The organism is Nocardia sp. CC227C, assembly GCF_030767025.1.
In the GTDB taxonomy this organism is placed as follows: domain Bacteria; phylum Actinomycetota; class Actinomycetes; order Mycobacteriales; family Mycobacteriaceae; genus Nocardia.
In genome coordinates this window covers 84496-105803 of record NZ_JASITE010000021.1, presented here as the reverse complement: position 1 = coordinate 105803, position 21308 = coordinate 84496, and the positions used below count along the sequence as shown (strand labels likewise).

Below are 21308 nucleotides of genomic sequence, written 5' to 3'. Positions count from 1 at the left end.
CTCCCCCACCGTCATCATGCACCAATTCTACCGCGAATTCCATTGCGACAGAAGGGGAAATAAGTTATGTCAAGCTCTGCAAGCAGTTGTCGACGACAGTGGACATTCGCTCTCGAAATACGGTGGGCGAAAAGTCCAATGCGTGCTTTCTGATCTGGACTCCGTCGAATGTTCGATGCTGGAAATCTTCCATAACACGGGCGAAGGACCGAACCACATCATCGTCGGAGCCGAATTCGATATGCACACCGGTGATATCCGGCAGTACGGTATCCACCGCGCCGCCGGTTCCGACCGCGATGACGGGAGCACCGCACGCCATTGCCTCCACGGGTACGATGCCGAAATCCTCGACACCGGGCATCAGGAGAGCGCGGCAGCGCCGGTACATGTCCAGCAGCACCGCATCGTCGGCGGGGCCGAGGAACAGTGTCTCGGGTCCGGCGATGCTTTCCAGGTGACGGCGCGCGCGTCCGTCTCCGAGGATCACCAACCGCACCCCGGCCCGCTGTGCCGCGCGAATCGCCAGATCGGCTCGTTTGTAGGGGACCAACCGTCCGGCGAAAAGGAAGAAATCCTCGCGCTCCACCGTGGGGTCCAGCGAGAAGCTGTCCACGCGCACCGGTGGATTCACGACGGTGGCGGGCAGGTCCCACCATTCCCGCACCCGCTGTGCCACGGCCGAGGAATTCGCGACGACATGTGAGATATGGGGTGCGGCACGCAATTCCGCTCGTCGTGCCAGGCCGCCCAGGGCGGTCAATGCCAGCTGTCCGGCCCAGCCTCCGGCCTCCCGGCTCCGGAATGCCCTGTCCCAGGCCCACCGGGCCGGACTGTGTACGTACGCGATCACGGGGGCGGAGGTGGCCAGGGCGGCCGAGCTGGCGAAGGCGTGGTGGCTCACCACGACCGCGTCGTACTCGTCGCGCAGCGGCAGGCCGCGCAGGGCGCGGGGGACCAGGGGCAGCAGGGGGGCGTGCGAACGTCGTCCCGTCGCCGCGTGCAGCCGCGAAAGCCAGGCGCTGGCACGGATATTCGCGGCGGGGGGTGAGGTGCCCGCGGCGTCGGCGACCGCCCGGACACATTCGGCCTGCGTGATGGGCGCGAAGACCGGCGCTCCGGGCCAGGTTCTCATGAACTCCGCGACCACCGCCTCGGAGCCGCCGTATTCGGTGAAGCGTTCGTGCACGATCGCGATGCGCGCCTTCATGGTTCCGTCCTGGTCGCGATGCGGCGGGGCGCGGCGTACCGGCGGAGGGCGGGCGCCACCGGGCGTCCGTTCAGCAGGCCGTCGACGCTGCCGTTCTCGAGTGCCTTGCGATAGATCGTGGCCGCGTCGCGGCACGCTTCGATGGTGCGGTCGATATCGGCGTCGGTGTGCGCCGCCGAGGTGACGAAGGACTGGCCCAGAACGCCGCGGTCCAGCAGTTCCTGGAGGAACAGGGTGCGGTAGGACTGGCACGGGTTGCCGTCGGGGTCCTTGGTGAGGAACACCAGGCACGACGGCCGCCCGGCCACCCGGAGGTGTTCGGTGATACCCAGTTCGGCGGCGATGGCGTTGACGCCGTCGGCGAGGCGGCGGCCCGCCGCCTCCATGCGGCCGATGGGGTCGGTGGTGGCGTAGGCGCGGACCACCGCGCGGAAGGCGGCGAGGGAGCCGGTCTCGGGGCCGTGCGTGGTGGACAGCAGGAAGACGCGTTCGGCGTCGGTGCGCAGGCCGCCGAGTTCCATGTATTCGCGTTTCCCGGCCAGCGCGGAGATGGGGAAGCCGTTGCCCATGGCCTTGCCCCAGCACGACAGGTCGGGGGTGACGCCGTAGACGCTCTGCGCGCCGCCGGCGGACCAGCGGAAGCCGGTGATCATCTCGTCGAAGACCAGTAGCGCGCCGTGCCGATCGCACAGGGCGCGCACGCCTTCCAGGAATCCGGGCGCGGGGGAGTGCAGGGCGGTCGCCGCTTCCAGGAAGACACAGGCGACCGGACGGGACTCCAGCGCCGCCGCGAGGGACGGCAGGTCGTTGTAGCGGAAGCGCACCGTATCGGTCTCCGGGATACCGGCGTTCATGGGCGTGGTGCCGATGAACCAGTCGTCCACGGAGAAGAAGGGGTGGTCGCTGATGGCGATCGTCTCCCGCCCGGTCGCCGCGCGGGCCAGGCGGACCGCGGCGGTGGTGGCGTCGGAGCCGTTCTTGGCGAACTTCACCATGTCCGCGCCCGGCACCAGATTCAGGAAGTCTTGGGCGGCAAGGAGTTCCAGTTCGGTCGGGCGGGAGAAGTTGACGCCCTCGGCAATGGTGCGGGTGACGGCGTCGACCACCGGGCGGTAGCCGTGTCCGAGGGTGACCGAGCGCAGCCCCATGCCGTATTCGACGTATTCGTTGGCGTCGCAGTCCCAGACCCGGCAGCCGCTGCCGCGCACCAGGACCGGGGTCATGAACTCGGGGTACTGGTCCGCGCCGCGCGCGTAGGTGTGCGCCCCACCGGGGACGAGGTCGTGCAGGCGGTGCTGGATCGCATTGCTGAGCTGGAAGTTTCGCATCATCCCCGGCTCCTCTGGGTGCTGGCCCACAGCGTGTGGTCGGCGCGGACCCCGGTGGGTCCGGTGAAAGCGCGCATGGTGCCCTCCTCGAGCAGTCCCGCATGCGCGGCGACCGCGGCGGATTCGGTGTCCTCGACAGGGATCTCCGTGGACACCCGGTACAGGCCGAGGCGGGTGAAGGCGTAGTCCACCAGCGCTCGGATGGCCGCCGCGCGGACACCGTCGTCGGCGTGGGCGGGGTCTGCCCGGAGCCGCAACCGCGCGTTGCGTCCGAACAGGTCGACATCGAAGAGCCGACACTCACCGGCGTACTCGCCGCCGACGTCGAGGATCAGCAGCAGACCGGCCGATGCGTGGAAACCGGTTCTGCTGCTGATGAATTCGCGAACCCAGGCGCTTTCGTTACCGTGGTGCGCGGCCCGCCACGCGCGGGCGTCGGCGAGCCGGGGGCTGCGCAGTACGACCGTCCGGTACCCGGGGACCGGCACGGTGATCGCGGCGGCGGGCTGTACCCGGCGCAGGGTGCGGCGCAGCTGCCCGGCCCGGTAGCGGGCCGAGACCGCGAGCACGGTGGCCGCGCCGGGACCGGCCGTCGCGGACGGTGACGCGGTGGGTTCGCGGTGTCGCGCCGCCGCCGACGCGTCGCCCTGGCGGGCGCTGACATGGTCGATCCAGGATCGGGTGAATCCGGCGGCGGGCCGCCGATCGGCGGTGATCGCCCAGAGGTCGTGATCGGCGCGGCCGCCGCCGACGTCGAACATTGCCGCCATGCGCGCCTCGCAGAGGTAACCCACCTGCCGGGCACCGTGGGCGGCGGCCTTGTTGCCCACCGAGATCGGCGCGACGATGCGTTCCAGCCCGAGTACGTCGAAGCCGTAATCGAGCAGCACCGACGCCGCCAGTCCGCCGAAACCGTTGCGCGCCTGGCGCGCGTCGATCCAGATGCCCATCTCGCCGTGGCGCGCGCGCCGGTCGATACCGCCGATCTCCACCTGCCCGGCGAAGCGGCCGTCGAGCTCGATCACGGTGGATACGGCGAGACCGGCGCGGGCGTGGGTGGCGGCCTCCAGGCATTCCCGCACCCAGTGGGCCGCGGTGTGCCGCCGCTCCCAGGGCAGTGGGGAGGTGTGCCAGAACGGTTCGATCAGGTCCCGGTCGCGCAGCCGGATGCGCCGCCATTCCGGGAAGTCCGCGAAGCGCGGCGGCCGCAGCCGCAGGGTGCTGCCGAGCAGGTGCACGGGTCCGAGCCGCACCCGCGCCGTCCCGGCGTTCACGTGCTGGGCCGCTGTCGACCCAGCGACGAGGTCTTGACCGCACCGGTCGCGTCCACCGACAGCCGCCAGTAGCCGCCCTGCTCGTCGCGCAGCACCACCCCGCCCGCCGCGCGGTCGGACAGCAGTGCGCCACTGGGCAGGACGGCCGCGACAATGTCGCCGTCGCGGTCCTGGGCCTGGAAGATGTCGGTGTCGGGCTTCCCGGCCTGCGCGACCATGGTGCCGGAGAAGCGCGCACCGTGAATCCGCCCGCGCCCGATCACATGCCAGCCGTCGGGGAAGGCGCGCGGATCCACGTCGTCGTAGCTGCCCGAGATGAGATTGACGGCGGTGCCCTCCGGGCAGCCGTCGCCGTCGATGCGCAGCTCCACCGGTGGGGTGCGCAGATCCGGATCGAACTGCACATTGGCCAGATACGGCTGCCGGCAGTGCACCAGGTCCAGGCATACCGCGCGGGCGGCCACCTTGCAGTTCACCATGCCGAACTGTGCCGGACCCCCGCCCGGCACACCGATGGCCAGCGCGATCTCCGAACCCTCGAACCACACATTGGTCAGCCACCAGTCATTGGCCGCGCCGTCGACGAAGATGTGCCGGTCGGTGGTGCGCGGATCGGAGTCGGAGACGAACTCGACATTGGTGATCGCCAGTCCGGCATTGTGATTGTCACCGGTGCCGAGCACACCCACCCGATTGTTGGTGAGCTTGGAGGAGGTCACGTAGTTCTGGATGCACGAGGTGACGATGCCGTACCCGAAATTGTTGATATCGCAGTTCACGAAGGCGGTGCCGCCGGTATTGCTGTCCAGCACCACCCCGCGCTGTTCCACATAGCGCGGAAAGTTGTCGGACAGATGGTTGCCGCGCAGCACCACGCCGTCGAAGGAGCAGCGGAAGCACTCCGACAGCCGCACCGCCGTGGACCTGGGGCCGGACAGGTAGAAACCCAAGCGCGAGAACCGAACCCGGTGTTTACGGTGCAGCGCGATGAGGGTGTCGTCGCCCTCGTACCCGATGGTGGTGGCATCGCCGCCGTCGCCGAGCACGGTGGCGTAGTCGGGCAGTGCGGGGAAGGCGGTCAGCCGGTAGGTCCCGGCCGGGATGTACAACACGAACGGTCGGTCGCCGACATCGGCCGCGGCGGCGAAGGCGGCGGTGTCATCGGCGTTCCCGTCGCCCACGGCCCCGAAGTCCCGGACATTGCGGGCGGCGGGCTGATCGGTGACGTGCGGGGACCGGAATTCGGTCCCCGGATTGTCGTCCCCGGACGCGCAGGCCGACGTCAGCGGCAGGAAGGCGGCCGCGCCGAGTGAGGCGGCGAGCAGGCGACGCCGCCGAACCGGATCATCCGTCATCGGCTACCCCTTTTCCGAGATCGGCGTCCGCCGCAGCAGCCGTTGCAGGCGACCGCCCGGCCGGGAGAACACCACCACGCCCGCCAAGCGCGGATCGTCCGCGCCGAAGGTGGCCAGTGCGCCGCGCACCTGGTCCGAGGTGGTGCGCCCGAGTTCGACAACGCCGACGGTGGCGTCGCAGCGCCGTGCCAGCGCGATGGCGTCCGCGGCGGCGGTGACCGGGGCCGCCTCCACGATGATGTGGTCGTATTCGGCGCGCAGCTTGGACATGATCTCCGCGAAGCGTTCCGAGGCCAGCAGATCCGGGGTGCGCAGATCGACCACGCCCAGCGGCAGCACGCTGATCCCCACCTCCGGCCACGGCACCACCGCCTCGGCGGTGGAGGTGCTGTTGCGCAGCAGTTCCGCCAGGCCCGGAGCCGCGCCCACCGGAATGCGGCGGGAGGAGCCGCGGCCGCTGGTGTCGGCGTCCACCAGCACCACCCGCGCGCCGGTATCGGCGAGGCTGCGCGCCAAGCCGAGCGCCACCTCCGGTTCCGAGCGCGGGGACAGCGCGGTGAACAGCACGCTCGTGCGTTCGGGGTCGGTGGTGAGCCGGGTCCGCAGGCGGCGGGTCTCCCCGGCCGCACCGGGCCGTCCGTCGTCGATGATGCCCAGAATCGGCACCGGCAGTACGGCTTCCAGATCATTGGAGGTGCGCAGCCGCTTGTCGAGGCGGTCCCGGGCCAGCGCCCCGCCCAGGCCCAGGAGCAGTCCGGCGATCATGCCGAGCGCCAGCATGCGGGTGGTCTGCGGCCCGTCCGCCTGGGTGGGAGTCTGGGCCGTGTCGATGACCACCGCCCGCGCCGCGGGGGCGGCGTCCTGCTGGATGGACTCCAGCCGGGAGATGAGCGCCCGGAGCTGCGAGACCACCTCGTCGGCCAGGATGCGCGCCCCGTCGGCGGTGTCGTCGGTGACCGACACGACGATGATGGTGGTGGCGGGCGGGGCCGCCGCGGTGATGCGGCCGCGCAGGTCGTTCACCGAATCGGGAAGGCCCAGTTGATTCTTCACGTACTGTGCGACGGTGGCGCTGGTGGCCAGGTCGATATAGGAGCGCACCCGCTGCTGCGCCGCGAGCCCGCCCTGGTACGAATCGTTGACCGAGGTGCCGGTGGCCATCGAGACGTACACCGAACTCGACGCCGAATAGGTGGTCGGCTGGCTGCGCGCGTACCCGGCCGCCGCGGCCACGCACAGCGCCACCGCGGCCACGATGATCGGCCAGCGCCGCCGAATCAGATGCAGGTAGTCGATCAAACCCATTGCGCTGTCCTCTTTTTCCCGGGCGGCGCGGCGGTGTACCCCGCCAGCTCCGTCACCCGTCTGCGATATTCCCCGACGACCAGATAGACCATCCAGGCCAGCACCACCGCCTGGAGGTATTTGCCGAGTGTCTCGATGCTGCCGAGAATGCCCCGCTCGAACAGCACCGGTACCTCGATGAGCGCCAGCCCCAGCACGGCGAAGGCCAGGTACCGGCTGTAGAGAGCCTGCCGCCAGAGCAGCAGCAAGATGAAGGTGAACGAAACGCCGACGGCCACACCGGTGTAGCCGCCGAGGACGTAGCCCTCGTTGATATTGCCCTCGGCCAGCGACACCGACACCGTCGACATGTCCACCGACGCGCCGCGCACCTGCTCGGCCCAGGCCGCCCCCGCCCGGAACTTCTCCTGTCCCAGCAGCTGCGTCGGGATCAGGCTCTCGAACGCGTGCCGCAGCACCTCCGCGGGCGTGAGCCAGGACCCGGGCCCGGCCCAGTGGGCGTCGGTGGCGGCCTCGAGCAGGTCGAAGCGCCGGAGCAGGCTCAGGAACGGACGCACCACCGGCGGATAGTTGGCGTCGACGCTCTCCGCCTCGGCCTTGGCCGCCGGGGTGGTCTTGAACGACTGCAACCAGCCGAAGGCCATCACCGCCAGCGCCGCGAGCGCGAGTATGCCGACCACCTTGGCGCGCGTCCAGCCCGTCATGGCGCAGCGGACCGCGATGGCCAGCGCCGCGCCCATGATCGGCGTCTTGGACTGCACGGTGGTCGACCAGAGCAGTTCGCCGAAACACAGTGCGCCGAGCACCAACAGCACCGTGCGCGAGTTGTCGGAGCGGAAGTAGACGATGAGCCCGACCGCGCCGAGCGTGGCGAGAATGGTGATCAGGTTGATGATCGGGTTCGGGCTCTCCAGCTCTCCGGCCTTGCCGGTGGTGCCGGTGGCGACGGCCGCCAGGCGGCCCAGCGTGCCCAGGGCGTAGAGCGCCACGAGGGTGGGGACGACCACCGGGTTGTCGACCAGTGGCGGTGTGCCCGTCGCTGTCTCGCTGCCGCGATACCGGGCCCAGACCGTGTAGGCGACCACCAGCGCGGCGTAGAACCAGAGTCCGAAGACGACCGGCTCCAGCACCAGTGCGATGCCGTCGTCGTATCCGAATTCGGCCAGCCGGGGGTCGGGCACATTGTCGCCGTAGTGCGGCATGGGCCGGGTCCACAGCAGCACCACCGGTCGCGCGACATAGGACAGCGACCAATGCGCCACCTGCGCGATGAGAAATATCCGTACCACACCGGGCAGGAACAGGGCAGCGCCGACAATCGTCGCCAGCGCCCCGGCAACGAGGAATACCTCGGTCTGTGCGGCCCCCATCAGCGAATGTCCTTCACCATCACCCCTATGTCCTCGCGGACCCGCTCGCCGTTACCCCTTTTCCGCAGTGCATTTCGGCCATTGTCCGGCGAGCGCGTCGATGATCTCGCGTGCCCGGTCCACATAGCGGTGCCGCCCGCCGACAATGCGGCGACGGCCCGCGTCGGCGACCTTGGCGGCCTCGTCCGGATGGCGGGCGCAGCGGTCCAGCACATCACGCAGCTCCGCCGGATCGGAGAACAGGAAGCATTCCGTCCCGTCGTCGAGCAGGGCGGCGTGTTCGTCGGTGCGTTGACCGACGAAAAGTCCTCCGGCAGCCGGTATTTCGAAGGTGCGGCAGGTGTGTGTATCGCGATTGTCGGAATTGAGCAGGACCAGATTCGCGGTCACCGCGGCCACGGCCGTGGAGAATTGCTCGCCGTAGGCCGGGCCGCGCACCGCCGCGCCGGTGCGCCACAACGGTGGCACCCGCCGCCAGCCCGGACCGCGCAGCAGCATGCGGGGGCCGTACTCCCGTGCCAGCTCGATGAGGAGATCGCGGCGGTCGGGGCGCACCGCGCCGATGAAACCGACCAGGAACTCCCGCGCACCGCGTCGCGCGCACGGATGGTGCCAGGCCGGATCGTAAGCGCTGCGAACGAATTTCACGTTCCGCACGCCCCGATCGCGCAGTTCGGTGACATTGTGCGATTTCGTGGTGACGACGAGATCCCATTCCGATTCGTGCGCCAGATAGTCCGGCGTGGTGTTGTACGGATTCGACACGTCGTCGGCGCTGTAGTGCACCCGCAGCCCGGCCGATGTGCTCAGCAGTCGCCGCTGGTCGAGGTGCACGCCCTTGAAGACGAACAAGACGTCGGGTACGAATTCCGCGGCGGCGGAGTCGATCTCGCGGTGCAGCCGGTCCACCGTCCACGGCGCGCGGCGGCGCGCCGCCTTGCTGTACACCCAGGGCGGTGACAGCCGCGCGGGCAGGGTGACCGCGGTGGTGTCGACCACCACCACGTCGTGGCCCGCCTGCCGGAAGCCGTCGGCCAGCGAACGGGCGTTGCTGCCCACCCAGTCGTCGCCGACGAAGAGGATCCTCACGCTGTTTCCCCCTTGCGCATCAGGACGGTGGCCGGACCGACGGCCCCCCGTCGCATCGCCCGTTCGCGGACGATGAGCCACCGCATGCGGATGATGTACCACAGCGCGACCGAGATTTCCGCGCAAACGGTTCCGTAGACCAGGGTCCACACCGATTGGGTGCGGGTCGCCACCGCCAGCGCCACCACCGCGACGCAGGTTCCCACGATCGCGCCCAGCAGCACGCCGGTGGTGTCCTGGCGCACCGTCAGCACCGCGGTCGTGACATAGGAGCTGACCGTGGTGGCGGGCAGGATGAGCACCTCGAAGCGCAGCAGCGGAACCGCGTCGGCGAACTCCTGGCCGAACACCACGTGGATGAGCCAGGGCGCGCTGAGCCAGACCGCCGCCGCCGCGAGGGTGGCGATGGCGACACAGCCCGCCAGTGCCTGGATCGAGGTGCGCCAGAAGTCCTCGCGGTCGCCGCGCCGGGCCATGCGCGGCAGCAGGGCGAAACCGATGGGGTCCAGGGTGGATTGGATGGCGCGGACCAACCGGTCGCCCGCCGAGTAGAGGCCCAGGGAGGCCGCGGAGAGGACCGCGCCGTAGACGGCGGCCGAACCCTGTCCGTAACCGGTGACCAGCAGCCGGGAGGTGAAGACCGGCGCGGCCAGCCGCAGCATGCCGCGCAGCCCGCCCGGCCGCGCGGGCCGACCGAAGTGGCGCACCGAATCCCACCAGGTGAGCGCCACCGTCGGAACGGACGAGATGAGCAGGCACAGGATGGCCGTGGACGCGGTGGGGAACTGGGGCAGCAGCATCAGCAGCAGCACGAGGTAGCCGATCCGGCCGACGCCCTGGTAGATGGTGGAGGACCCGAAGCGGCCCTGACCGATGAGCAGCCAGTCCTCCGACAGCGACCAGAACCCGCCCGTGAACAGCCCGAGCAGCACCATGTGCAGGGCCGGGGGCACGCCCACCAGCAGGCTCGCCAGCAGCGCCGCGCCGATGACGGTCACCGTGGTGACGCGCAGCGCGGCATAGGTGCCGCGCAGCCGGTTCACCTCGCCCCGACCGGTCTCGGCCTCGTGCACGCGGGCGGCCAGGAACTGGGTGACGCCGAGATCGACCACGAGCGAACCGATGAAGTACGAACTCATGCCGATGGCGAGCAGGCCCACCCCGTGCGGACCGAGGATGCGCGCGATGAGCGGCAGGGTGATGATCGTGATGGCGTACTGGCCGTACTTGCCGAAGGTGACCAGCACGATATCGCGGAGCACGGCGGCGAGTCCGTGTTTGGGCGCGGCCGGTTTGCGGTGGCGGCCGCGGCCGGTGTCGGGCGGCGGGTGCGCGGCGCTCTCGTCGCGGGCACCGTGGTCGGCAGCATGCGCGGCGTGTTCGTCGCCGTATGGCGCGTGCTCGCCGCCGCGCGCGAGGGTTTCGCCGCCGCGCGCGTAGGAGCCGTCCGCGGCGCGGTGCGGCGACCAGGAGGCCGGATAGTGGTCGGCCCGGCCGTCCCACTGCGGAATGCTGCGTTGTTCCAGCTCCGCGTACGGGGACTCCGGCGGCGTGGCATCGGCGTCGAAGCGGCGATAGCGCGCCCGCAGGGGAACTCCGAAGCGGCGCATCGACATCCGGTCGGCATCGGAGAGCCGGTCGGGTTCGCGCGGCCGTCCGGCGGCGCGGCGGCGCACCGGCCGCAGCGGCAGCGTGGGTGGGTCCGCGCCGGGTAGCGGATCGTTGGAGTCATCCACGACGCCACCACTTCCGGCGGCGTTCGGCGACGGCGGCGAGGAACCGCTCGACCGCGCGCGCGGATTCGGCGATATCGAAGTCGCGGGCGCGCAGCCGGGCCGCGGCCGCGAGTTTCACCCGCAGCTCCCGATCCCCGAGCAGGCTGTCCAGGGCGCGGGTCAGCTGATGGCGGTCGCCGCCGTCCACGAGCAGGCCGTCGCGGCCGGTCTCGATGATCTCCTCGGGGCCGCCGGGGCGGCTGGCGATGACGGCGCAGCCCGCCCGCATGCCCTCGACCACCACCTGCCCGAACGGTTCGGGCAGCACCGAGCAGTGCACCAGGACGTCGGCGCAGCGCAGATAGGGCTCCGGATCGTCCACGTGTCCGGTGAAGGTGACCGGCAGATCCAGCGCGGTGGCGAGATTCTCCAGTTCGGTGCGGTAGTGCTCCTCGTCGAAGAAGGTGCCGCCGATCAGGAAGACCTCGCGCGGCAGCACCCGCACGTCGGCCAGGGCGCGCAGGAAGACGTCCTGGCCCTTCCAGGGGGCGAGGCGGCCGACCACCGCCACCACCGTTTCCGCCGGGTCGCGCTGCTCCTCGCGGTCGGGCTCGGCATCGCCGTGGCGGAATTCCACACCGGGATAGGCGACGACGGCGGGTCGCCGCCAGGTGTACAGCGAGGCGAGGGTGCCCCGGCTGTTGGCGATGACCCCCTGCGCCACCAGCCAGCCCAGCAACCGCAGCGCCGGTGCCAGCCAGCGGCCGAAGTAGTCCGCGGACACCCGGTCGTGCACATGCCAGACGAGCGGCACGCGGGCGCGCCGGGCCGCCACCGCGCCCATGAGCAGCGCCTTGGAACTCCCGGCCACCACGACGGTGGCCCCCAGTTCCCGCATGGTGTCGCCGAGCCGCCAGCCGAGTCGGATCAGACCCAGCGCACCGGCGAGCAGCGCCCGCGCGTGGGCCTTGTCGATGGTGAGGGCACGGGAGTCGAAATCATTGCCGACCGACCGGGTCTCGATGCCGCGCTCACGCATGTGGCGCAGCATCGGCCCGTCCTCGGTGTACACCACCGCGGCGGTTCCGGCGGGCAGCGCCGAGACCAGCCGCAGGGTCGCGAGTTCCGCCCCGGAGGGGGCGGCGGTATGCGCGAGGAAAACCGCTGTCATGCGGTGACCAGCTCCCGATACAGGTCCAGGTGGCGGCGGGCGGCCGCCGACCAGGAGAACGTCTCGGCGTGCGCCCGGCACTGCGACGGGTCGGGCCGTGCGCCGGAGAGGGCGCGGATGATGCGGGCGGCGAGGGCGTCGCCGTCGCCGGGGGGCACGATGAGGGTGGGATCGAGGTCCCGCACCGAATCCGGCAGTCCGCCACAGTCTGCCACGATCGGGGCGCGTCCGGCGGCCAGCGATTCCAGCGCGATGAGACCGAAACCCTCCAGTGCCAGGGACGGCACCACGGTGAGGTCCGCGCGTGCGTACAGGTCGGTCAGTTCGACGTCGGTGACATTGCCGGTGAAGCGGATCGAGTCCTGAGTCCGCGCCAGGTCCCGGAGTTCCGTTTCGGCCGTGCCGGTTCCGACGACGACCAGCCGGGCATCGGGGTGCACCGCGTTGACCTCGGGCCAGCACCGGATGAGGACGTCGATGCCCATGCGCCGTTCCAGCCGCCGCACGCACAGCACCGTGCCGGTCGGTTGGTTGGTCGAGGACGCCGCGAAACGGGTGAGGTCAACCCCGGGCGCGATCACCCGGACCCTGTCCGCCGGGACGCGGTAGTCGGTGACCAGCAGTCGGCGAAAGTGCTGGGACAGCACCACGAATCGATCGGCCCCGGTGTAGCGCAACCGCTCCACCAGGTACTTGGCGCGCACCGCGCGGTCGCTCTCGCCGGACATCCGGCTTTCCGCCGCCCAGGGGCCGTGGAAGTGCACGACCAGCGGATTGCGCCCGCGCGTGGACGGACCGTAGAGGCAGAAGTGCCGGTCCAGCACCGTACCGGGCAGCAGGTCCGCGCGGTCCAGGTACGCCGTGCGGGCGCGTCGCAGGGTGGACCCGCCGGTGGGCCCCCACGAACCGGCTCCCGGCCCGGCCGGGGCCTCCCCGAAAGCCGTTGCGGTGACCGCGATGTCCGGGCATTCGTGTAGCGCCCGGTACAGATCGGTGAAGTACCGGTTCAATCCGCCCGGGGCGGCGGCGAACCATTCCGACCCGGTCATATGCACCCGCAGGGACCCCACCAACACCGTCACCCCCGGGTCAGTTCACTCCGTCACGAATCGCGGTCGCGATCCGCGCGCCCTCTCAGGGCCAGTGTAGGTCAATCCGTGCAGGTAGGTCGGCTATTACGAGGCAATCGAAGGGATCGGCCGGTCGGTTCGGAAACGCGGACGACCGCTGCGCCACACCGTGATCCGGATCGCATGCGGCACCACCGGACTATGAGAGAAAATGCGGGTAGCGGTGGGGAATACACCGAATCACCTGGGTGGATGCCGTCGGGCAGGATAACCGACGGTCGCGTAACCCGAAGATAGCGGCGCACAATCGCACGCTGTGCCGGAACTGAATCTCGATAGCGACCTGTTGACCTTCGTCGCCCTGGGCGACAGTTTCACCGAAGGGCTCGACGACCCGTACCCCGACAGCGACGCGACACCGAACGGTCGCTACCGGGGCTGGGCGGATCGGCTGGCGGAGCGTCTCGCCGAGCGGACCGAGGTGCGCTACGCCAACCTGGCGGTGCGCGGCAAGCTCATTCGCCAGATCGTGGACGATCAGCTGCCGCGCGCACTGGACCTGCGCCCCGATCTCATCACCTTCTGCGCCGGCGGCAACGATCTGATCCGCCCCGGCGGTGATGCCGACCAGTTGGCCGAGATCTATCGCGACGCACTGATCCGTTTGCGCGGCACCGGCGCCACGGTCGTGGTGGTGACGGGTATGGACACCGGCTTCCAGCCGGTCATGCGGCATCTGCGTGGCAAGATCGCCACCTACAACATGCACCTGCGGGCCATCGCCGACGAATTCGACTGCCCCGTCCTCGATCTGTGGGGGATGCGGACCTTGCAGGACCACCGGGCCTGGAGCTGGGACCGGCTGCACCTGTCCGCCGCGGGACACGAGCGGCTGGCGCTGCGGGCCTGCGAGGTGCTCGGGCTGCCCGTGGCCGCCGACTGGCGCGCACCGTGGGGCCCGGAGGAACCCAAGCCCTGGCCGACGGCGCGTCAGGAGGACCTGCACTGGGCCCGGGAGTTCCTGCTGCCGTGGATTCAGCGGCGGCTGACCGGACGGTCGTCCGGCGACGGTCTGGCCCCCAAGCGCCCGGACCCGGCTCCCGTGCGCTGACCGCGGAGCGGGCCCGCCGCGAATCCGGGAGCCGCGGCGCGAGCGCGGGCCGGTGCACGGGGCACGGACCGATGGCCGTGCCGTCGATCTTCGGGGCCTCTGCTCGGGTCGCGGGTGCGTTATGGTGATCGGCGGTACGGCGGGTGGTCGGAGGCTATACGGTGGGACGGACGCTGGCGCGGGGACAGACGTTCGCGGGCTACCGGATCGAGCGGCTGCTCGGCGTGGGGGGAATGGGCGAGGTGTACCTCGCCCAGGACCGCGACCTGCCCAGGCCCGTCGCACTCAAGCTGCTCGGCGCGGCCGTCGCCGATGATCCCGAGGTCCGTGAGCGATTCCTGCGCGAAGCCGATACCGCCGCGCGGCTGTCGCATCCGAATATCGTCGCGGTGTACGCGCGCGGTCGCGACGAGCACCGGCTCTGGATGGCCATGCAGTACGTCGAGGGCACCGATGTCGCGGCGGTGCTGCGCGAGGGACCGCTGCGGCCCGACCACGCGGTCCGGATTCTCGGCGAGACCGCCAAGGCTCTCGACCATGCCCACCGCGCCGGTGTGCTGCACCGGGATGTCAAGCCCGCCAACATCCTGCTGGCCTGGGGGCCGCACCAGCAGGTGTACCTGGCCGACTTCGGCATCGCCAAGGCCCTCGACCACACCAGCGGACTCACCCGGACCGGCGAGATGTACGCCAGCTTCCAGTACGCGGCCCCGGAGCAGTTCGAATTCGGCCCGGTGGATCACCGCGCCGACGTGTACGCGTTGGGCTGCACGCTGTTCCACATGCTCACCGGGGAACTGCCGTATCCGGGGGCGAGCACCGCGCAGGTGATCAACGGGCACCTGAATATGCAGGTACCCCGGCCCAGCCTCCGCAATCCCGCCGTGCCGACGGCGTTCGACGAGGTCGTCGCCCACGCCCTGGCGAAGGATCCGGACCGGCGCTACGGCAGCTGCGCGGAATTGGCCGCCGCGGCCCAGCATGCGCTCACGGGGACGCCGAGCTCGGAGCCGCGACACCCCTCCCCGGCCCAGCCCGCCGCCGGGTACGCCGCGGCGTCGAACGCGTACGCGCCCACCGAATTCGCCGCGCGGCGCACCGATCCGGTCGCGGTCCGCTCCCGTCGTACCCGTCCGGCGGTGCTGCTGGCGGCGCTGCTGGCGCTACTGGTCGCCTTCGGCATCGGGGTGGGATTCGCCACCGGCGCACTGACTTTCACCTTCGGTGCGGCGGGCGGCCCCACCGGCGGCCCCACCGAAGCCACCCGCGCCGACGCCGAACGGGCCGCGTGCGACTACGCCCAGCTCATGACGACCTACGACTACGACAATCCGTCCGCCTGGGAGACCCGGGTGCACGAGGGCGCGACCGGCACCTGGAAAGTCCAGGCGGCGCAATTGCTCCCGGCATTGCGGCTGATCATGGCGGCCGATCCGGAGAAGACCCGCGCCGGTGGCGCCGACTGCACGGCGACCTCCGGCAACGGTACCCACTACGAGATCACCGCGAATGTCACCGAGATCCACCGGGCGGAGGGCGAACCGGAGATCACCGAGACCCGCGGCATCGCCATGGCCATGGACTACGTGGACGGCCGCTGGCTGTGCAGCATGTGGTCGACCGACGTGCTGCCCAACTGATTTCCGCGAGCGGATCCGCTCGAACGGATCGCGCCGCCCGCGCGTATCACCGGGCAGGCCGGATCCCCTCGACGAAATGCAGCCGATGCGACATATCGCCCTGGCCACGGTCACCGTGGTCGCCCTCGCCGTGCTCACCGGCGGAATCACCACCGCCCGCTCGGACACCGCCCCCGCCACCACCGTCCCCGCCACCACCGTCCCCTCCACCGCACCCGCTCACGGCGACCGCACGGGCACCGACGCCGCCGAGGTGCGGACCGGTCTGGACGCTCTGGTCCGGGCCGCCGACGTGCCCGGCGCGCAGCTCGTCGAGACCGTCGGCGGCCGTGATACCCAGATCGCCAGCGGCGTCGGCGATCTCGGCACCGGCGCGGCCTTCCCGGATGGCGCGGCCGTGCGGATCGCGAGCAATACCAAGGCGTTCGTCGCCACCGTGGTGCTGTTGCTGGTGGGTGAGGGGCGGATCGACCTGGACGCGCCCGTGGAGCGCTATCTGCCGGGGGTCGTCTCGGGTCCCGGTGGGGACGGAAACCGGATCACGGTACGCGATCTGCTCCAGCACACCAGTGGAATCCCGGACTACCTCACCCGGATCGACCTGGGGTCGGCGGACGCGCTGCGGCGCTCCCACACCGCCGACGCCCTGATCCGGCTCGGACTGGACCAACCGGCCGCCTTCGAACCCGGTGCGCGGGCGGAGTACTCGAATACCAACTATCTGCTGGCGGGCCGTCTGGTCGAGGCGGTGACGGGTGTCGCGGTCGGGGTCGAGGTGGCACGGCGGATCCTGATCCCCCTGGAACTGCGCGGCACCTACTGGCCGCTCCACCCGGTGGAGAACGTCATCCGCGGCCCCCACCCGCGCGGGTACCACCAATTCGGCGACAGCCTGGTCGACATCACCGATATCGATCCCGGCTGGGGCCTGCCGGACGGTGCCATGGTGTCCACGGGAGCGGACCTGAACCGGTTCTTCCAGGCGCTGCTCGCGGGCCGGATTCTCGGGCCCGCGCAGCTCGAGCAGATGCGCGCCACCGTGCCGAGCGGCGATCCGCGCCGGTCCGACGATTTCGGGCTGGGACTGTTCCGCCGCACCACCTCCTGCGGCACCGAGGTGTGGGGACACGGCGGGGCCATGCACGGCTTCTTCGTCTACGGGGCGGCCACCCCGGAGCGGGCGGTGACCGTGAGCATGAACCAGCTACCCGACATTCTGAGTCTTCACGGTGCGGGCATCGATCCGAACGATGTCGTCGACGCCGCGCTGTGCACGCCGTGACCTGCCACGATGCCGGACGGATGATCTTGTGGAAGAACCGATTTCACCATTGCGAGCGTATGTGGCGCGAACCGTCCGCGGTGCGCTACATTCGCTGCGGACTTATGCTCGGCAGAGGGGACCCGCCAGGGGCGGCCGGGCACATGCGGCAGAGCTGCCCCTCCCTACGTCAATGCCGGCGCGGAGCCGGACTCGCGGAAGGACGACCACAGTGGGGAACTCTGGCGCGGGGGCCGGTGACTTCCGGGTGCTCATCGACAACGGTGAGTACTGGCTGCGCAATCGGGGCGATATCGCCATGATGGTGATGACCGTGGAACGGCTGCGCCAGCGCTGGCCGCACGCCCGGATCGGGGTGTTGACCGACCAACCGGTCATTCTGCGTGGGCTGCTGCCCGCGGCGGAGCCGATTCACGCCCGGGGCGGCGGGCATTGGGGCAGAGGGGGACTCGCGGGGCGGCTGGAGCGCACCGTGGGCGCGCATCTGACCGGTCCGGCCGCCGTGGCCTGGCGAGCGTCGACCGATCTGCCGAAATCGCATCTGCGCGGGGTGAAGGCGTGGGCGGTGCGTGGTGCGCGCGGCGTCCTGGGGCGGGAAACCGGCTCGGCGTCGGACACGGCCCCGGAACCGCCCGTGCCCGCCGCCGTCGAACAGGCCGCCCTGGTGATCGCCCAGGGCGGCGGCTATATGACCGATGTCGACCTGTATCAGGCGCACCGCACGCTGAATCTGCTGGAACGCGCACGCGCCCTCGGGATTCCGACCGCCATGCTCGGACAGGGCCTCGGCCCCATGGGCGATCCGCGCCTGCTCCGGCGCGCCGCGGCGATCCTGCCCGACGTGGATGTGATCGCGCTGCGCGAAGGCGTGCGCGGACCGCGGCTGCTCACCGAACTCGGGGTGGCCTCGGACCGGGTGCTGGTCACCGGTGACGATGCCGTCGAATTCGCCTACCGCATGCGGCGGCCCGAGATCGGCGCCGACCTCGGCCTGTGTCTGCGGGTCGCCGACTACTCCAAGGTCAGCGACTCCGCCCGGGACACCCTGGGCGTGGTGGTGCGCTCCTGCGCCCGGGAACTCGACGCCGCGCTCGCGCCGCTCATCATCTCCGAATACGACTCCGAGGACCGCCGGTCCACGCTGCCGCTGCTGTCCGGTGCGCAGCGCACCCGACCGGTCATCGGCCGCGCCGGGACGGCCGCCGACGTGGCCCGCCAGGTGTCGCGGTGCCGGGTACTGGTGACCAGTGCCTACCACCTGGCGGTTTTTGCGCTCTCCCAGGGAATTCCGGCCATCGGCGTAACGGCGTCGCAGTATTATGACGACAAGTTCTACGGACTGGCCGATTTGTTCGGTGCCGGACTGCGGGTCGTGCACCTGGATTCCACCGATCTGGAACGGGAACTGACCCAGCAGGTGCGGGAGCTGTGGGAGGCCGCACCGGAGTTGCGCGACACCCTGCGGCACAAGGCCGTCGAGCAGATCGACGCCAGCCGAGCGGGACTCGAACGCGTCTTCCGTCTCGTCGAGGAGTAGCGCCTCGTCGAGGGGTAACCGGCGCGGCCATCGCGGCCCGGTCACCACGGCATCGGTCACTACTGCTCAGGGGGAATGGTGGTTCAGCTTTCGGTGTGCGTACCGGCCTACAACTCCGCACGCACCCTCGGGACGACCCTGCGGTCGATACTCGACCAGGATGTCGAGATGGAGGTGGTCGTGCTGGACAATGCCAGTACCGACGACACCTCCACCATCGCCGCGTCGTTCGACGACGCGCGGGTCCGCCTGCACCGCAACGAGCAGGCGCTGCCCATCGGCGAGAACTGGAACAGGGTGGTGTCGCTGTCCACCGGGAAACTGGTGAAGGTGGTGTGCGCCGACGATGTCCTGCTGCCCGGCGCGCTGGCGGCCCAGCAGGCGGTCATGGCCGACAACAGCATTGCCATCTGCTCGTCGAAATTCCAGGTCATCGACGAGAGCGGGGGAGTGGAGGAGACCGATCTCGGCCTGCCCGGGCTGCTCGGGGAGCACAGCGCCCGCACCCTGGCGCGCGTGATCGTGCGCAAGGGCCCCGCCGAATTCGGGCCGACGGCCGCCGCCACTTTCCGGCGCGCCGACTTCGACCGGGTGGGCGGCTTCCGCGGTGACCTCGTCTTCCCGATGGACGTGGACCTGTTCGCTCGGGTGAGCGCGTTCGGGGAGTTCTACGGGATGCCGCAGCTCACCGCTGCCTGGCGCAATTCGAGCTTCAATCTGTGCAGCAGTACCTCGACGGTCAGCAAGCTGACCGAGATGCTGCGGTTCCACCATCGGATCGGGGCGGAGTACCCCCACCTGGTGAAGCGCGGGGATGTGCTGGCCGGAGATCTGCGCCTGGCGCGGGCGGCCTTCGAGCGGCTGCGCATCCGCGCGGTGGCGACGGTGCGCAATCGGCCGGATATGCTGCGCTGAATGCCGCAGGGCGGCAATGTATTCGGATGCCGAAAGGTGCTCGGTCGCCCCCGGCGTGAGCGCGTCCCGGCCGCGGACGGCCGGGACACGCTGAGCTCACGCCGTGATCGAGCTCGGATCCGACGGGCTCAGATCGTCCACAGCGGCCCGTAGGTGATCACCGCATCGCCGTTGGCGCTGACGACCCGCACCCACGGCCGGATGGTGACCTGCCCGACCACGCCGCTCACCGTCGCGTGCATGCCGGACATGCGGATGAAGCCCTCGGAACCGTGGACATCGCCGCCGGCCGCCTCGACCGTCTGGATACCGGGCCCGAAGCCCACCGCGAGTTCGATCCCCGCCTGCGGGATCAACCCGCCGAGGCTGACCCCCGGCGAATCATCGAGTTCGACGCCGAGACTGGGCGTCCACCACTGGAACCGGATCTTGCCGTCCAGGGTCGCCGGATAGCCGACCTGGTAGCCGATGGTGATGTGCCCCTCCCAGTCCTCGGCGTGCGGCCCGCTGATGCGGTAGCTGGCCGTGCCGTGGTGGAACCACTCCCGGGTCAGGGGGTTGCCGTCCAGTGGCGGTACGAAGTCGATGCGCGTATCGGACTGGATCGCCTCGATGGTGCGATCCTGCCGGTCCAGAATGGAGCTGCTGCTGTCGATACCGGCGAGACCGGTGCCGGAGCCCAGCGCCAGACCGATGGTGACAGCGGCCGCGACGGCCATGGTGCGCACGGTGGCGCGGTGCTTTACCTTCATCTTTCCCCAATTCCCTCATCAGGTGGTGCGGCTGAAACTGACGCTCTCACAACTGAAGCCAAGACGAACTCCGGTATCTCTCAATGCGGTTCGGGTATGTCCACCACCCACTTCCCATCCAGTTCGGGCCAGAGCGTCGCCACTTCCGGCAGCAGGTCCGGCAGCATCAGCAGAACCTGATCCGGTTGGGCGGCAACGAGTTCGGCGGGCGCGATGATCGGCACATCGGTACCGGACATCCGGCGCCCCTGTTTGGCGGGTGAGGCGTCGGCCACCGCGGCCAGCAGGCCGCGGTGCACACCCGCCAGATGCAGCAGCGCGACCGCCCGGGAAGCGGCGCCGTAGGCGTAAACCCGGTGTCCGCGCGCGTGTTCGCGTTCCAACCAGACGCGCAGCGCGCGCGCTTGGCGGTCGGCGTCACGTTGCAAGTGTCGCACCGTGTCCGCGTCGTCGAGTTCGGATTCGGCGGCCAGTATCGCCGCCACCGACTCGTCGGGCGTGATCGGCGCGTGCACCGCCGCGACCAGGATGGTTCCTCCGTAGAGATCGAACTCCCAAGCGGTCGCCACGCTCATCCCGGCCGCGTCGAGCAGACGGCGCAGCGCGGTCAGCGAGTAGTACGCGAAGTGCCCGTGCCGCAAGGCGTTCCACTGCCCCTGCTCGACAATGGTGCGCAGCGAATGGAATTGCAGCAGCAGCACACCGTTCGGCGCGGTGGCCGCGGCGCGCTGGGCGAAGGCCATGAGCTGATCGGGCTCGTGCATGATGCCGAAGCAGTCGATCACCAGATCGGCCGGGCCGTCGGTCTCGGTGAAATCGCGTTCGGCGAGCATCGGCAGCCAGCTGCCGCCGTGCGGGCTGCCGAATTCCCGCACCGTGCGCCCGCCCAGCCAGCCCGATGCCGCCACCCGGGCCAGGGCGTCGGCGGCCTGCTCCCGCAGCGCCAGTGGCTCCACGCCGCGCGGTTCGGCGGTGTGGGTGTCGTCCTCGGCCAGCTGGGCCAGCCCGCAGGCCGCGCACAGGTCCATGGCCAGCGGATGGCCGGACTCGTCGGCCTCCGGTGTCGCCTCCAGCATCGGAAAGTCGTCCGCGGCGGGCATTTTCCCGAGATCGAGCACTCGGGCCAACTCCGTGCCTCCGCAGCCGCGACACCCGCGCGTCGTCGCCGTCCTCATGGCACCATG

Annotated in this window: 17 protein-coding genes; 5 read left to right on the top strand and 12 right to left on the bottom strand. The window is 70.3% G+C overall.

Going from position 1 to position 21308, the window contains the following annotated elements; all coding sequences use genetic code 11:
* Positions 1 to 64: 64 nt before the first annotated feature.
* From QMO76_RS31340 to QMO76_RS31295, 10 genes are all read right to left on the bottom strand, one after another.
* Complete coding sequence (locus QMO76_RS31340) at positions 65 to 1210, bottom strand: glycosyltransferase (RefSeq protein ID WP_306364967.1); 1146 nt, start codon at positions 1208 to 1210, stop codon at positions 65 to 67.
* Complete coding sequence (locus tag QMO76_RS31335) at positions 1207 to 2538, bottom strand: glutamate-1-semialdehyde 2,1-aminomutase (protein ID WP_306364975.1); 1332 nt, start codon at positions 2536 to 2538, stop codon at positions 1207 to 1209. The genes QMO76_RS31340 and QMO76_RS31335 overlap by 4 nt, the downstream gene beginning before the upstream one ends.
* Positions 2538 to 3812 (bottom strand): GNAT family N-acetyltransferase, encoded by a 1275-nt coding sequence (locus QMO76_RS31330; RefSeq protein ID WP_306364966.1) that lies wholly within the window; start codon positions 3810 to 3812, stop codon positions 2538 to 2540. Before QMO76_RS31330 ends, QMO76_RS31335 begins: the two co-directional genes overlap by 1 nt.
* Positions 3809 to 5167, bottom strand: coding sequence for a glycosyl hydrolase family 28-related protein (locus QMO76_RS31325; RefSeq protein WP_306364965.1), 1359 nt, complete (start codon positions 5165 to 5167; stop codon positions 3809 to 3811). Before QMO76_RS31325 ends, QMO76_RS31330 begins: the two co-directional genes overlap by 4 nt.
* 3 nt (positions 5168 to 5170) lie before the next feature.
* Positions 5171 to 6472: a Wzz/FepE/Etk N-terminal domain-containing protein gene (locus QMO76_RS31320; RefSeq protein WP_306364964.1), complete on the bottom strand. Its 1302-nt coding sequence runs from the start codon at positions 6470 to 6472 to the stop codon at positions 5171 to 5173.
* Positions 6463 to 7842 (bottom strand): hypothetical protein, encoded by a 1380-nt coding sequence (locus tag QMO76_RS31315; RefSeq protein WP_306364963.1) that lies wholly within the window; start codon positions 7840 to 7842, stop codon positions 6463 to 6465. Before QMO76_RS31315 ends, QMO76_RS31320 begins: the two co-directional genes overlap by 10 nt.
* Positions 7843 to 7893: 51 nt before the next feature.
* Positions 7894 to 8931, bottom strand: a complete 1038-nt coding sequence (locus QMO76_RS31310) for a glycosyltransferase (RefSeq protein ID WP_306364962.1) — start codon at positions 8929 to 8931, stop codon at positions 7894 to 7896.
* Positions 8928 to 10193, bottom strand: a complete 1266-nt coding sequence (locus tag QMO76_RS31305; protein ID WP_306364974.1) for a lipopolysaccharide biosynthesis protein — start codon at positions 10191 to 10193, stop codon at positions 8928 to 8930. The genes QMO76_RS31310 and QMO76_RS31305 overlap by 4 nt, the downstream gene beginning before the upstream one ends.
* Before the next feature lie 466 nt (positions 10194 to 10659).
* Positions 10660 to 11817 (bottom strand): glycosyltransferase family 4 protein, encoded by a 1158-nt coding sequence (locus tag QMO76_RS31300; protein ID WP_306364961.1) that lies wholly within the window; start codon positions 11815 to 11817, stop codon positions 10660 to 10662.
* On the bottom strand, positions 11814 to 12872 hold the full coding sequence (locus tag QMO76_RS31295) for a glycosyltransferase family 4 protein (RefSeq protein ID WP_306364973.1): 1059 nt from the start codon (positions 12870 to 12872) through the stop codon (positions 11814 to 11816). The genes QMO76_RS31300 and QMO76_RS31295 overlap by 4 nt, the downstream gene beginning before the upstream one ends.
* Positions 12873 to 13203: 331 nt before the next feature.
* On the opposite strand from QMO76_RS31295, the gene QMO76_RS31290 reads away from it, so the two are divergent.
* From QMO76_RS31290 to QMO76_RS31270, 5 genes are all read left to right on the top strand, one after another.
* The gene (locus QMO76_RS31290) at positions 13204 to 13998 is read left to right on the top strand and encodes an SGNH/GDSL hydrolase family protein (protein WP_306364960.1); all 795 of its coding nucleotides are present in this window, start codon (positions 13204 to 13206) and stop codon (positions 13996 to 13998) included.
* A 161-nt stretch (positions 13999 to 14159) separates the two neighbouring features.
* Entirely contained in the window at positions 14160 to 15638 is a 1479-nt protein-coding gene (locus tag QMO76_RS31285; protein ID WP_306364959.1) for a serine/threonine-protein kinase, read from the top strand.
* Between the two features lie 76 nt (positions 15639 to 15714).
* Positions 15715 to 16920: a serine hydrolase gene (locus QMO76_RS31280; RefSeq protein WP_306364958.1), complete on the top strand. Its 1206-nt coding sequence runs from the start codon at positions 15715 to 15717 to the stop codon at positions 16918 to 16920.
* Between the two features lie 211 nt (positions 16921 to 17131).
* Complete coding sequence (locus QMO76_RS31275) at positions 17132 to 18457, top strand: polysaccharide pyruvyl transferase family protein (RefSeq protein ID WP_306364957.1); 1326 nt, start codon at positions 17132 to 17134, stop codon at positions 18455 to 18457.
* A gap of 75 nt (positions 18458 to 18532) precedes the next feature.
* Complete coding sequence (locus QMO76_RS31270) at positions 18533 to 19372, top strand: glycosyltransferase family 2 protein (protein ID WP_306364956.1); 840 nt, start codon at positions 18533 to 18535, stop codon at positions 19370 to 19372.
* A gap of 128 nt (positions 19373 to 19500) precedes the next feature.
* On the opposite strand, the gene QMO76_RS31265 is transcribed toward QMO76_RS31270, so the two are convergent.
* Positions 19501 to 20124, bottom strand: coding sequence for an MspA family porin (locus QMO76_RS31265; protein ID WP_306364955.1), 624 nt, complete (start codon positions 20122 to 20124; stop codon positions 19501 to 19503).
* Between the two features lie 80 nt (positions 20125 to 20204).
* Entirely contained in the window at positions 20205 to 21299 is a 1095-nt protein-coding gene (locus QMO76_RS31260) for a class I SAM-dependent methyltransferase (protein WP_306364954.1), read from the bottom strand.
* Positions 21300 to 21308: the final 9 nt, after the last annotated feature.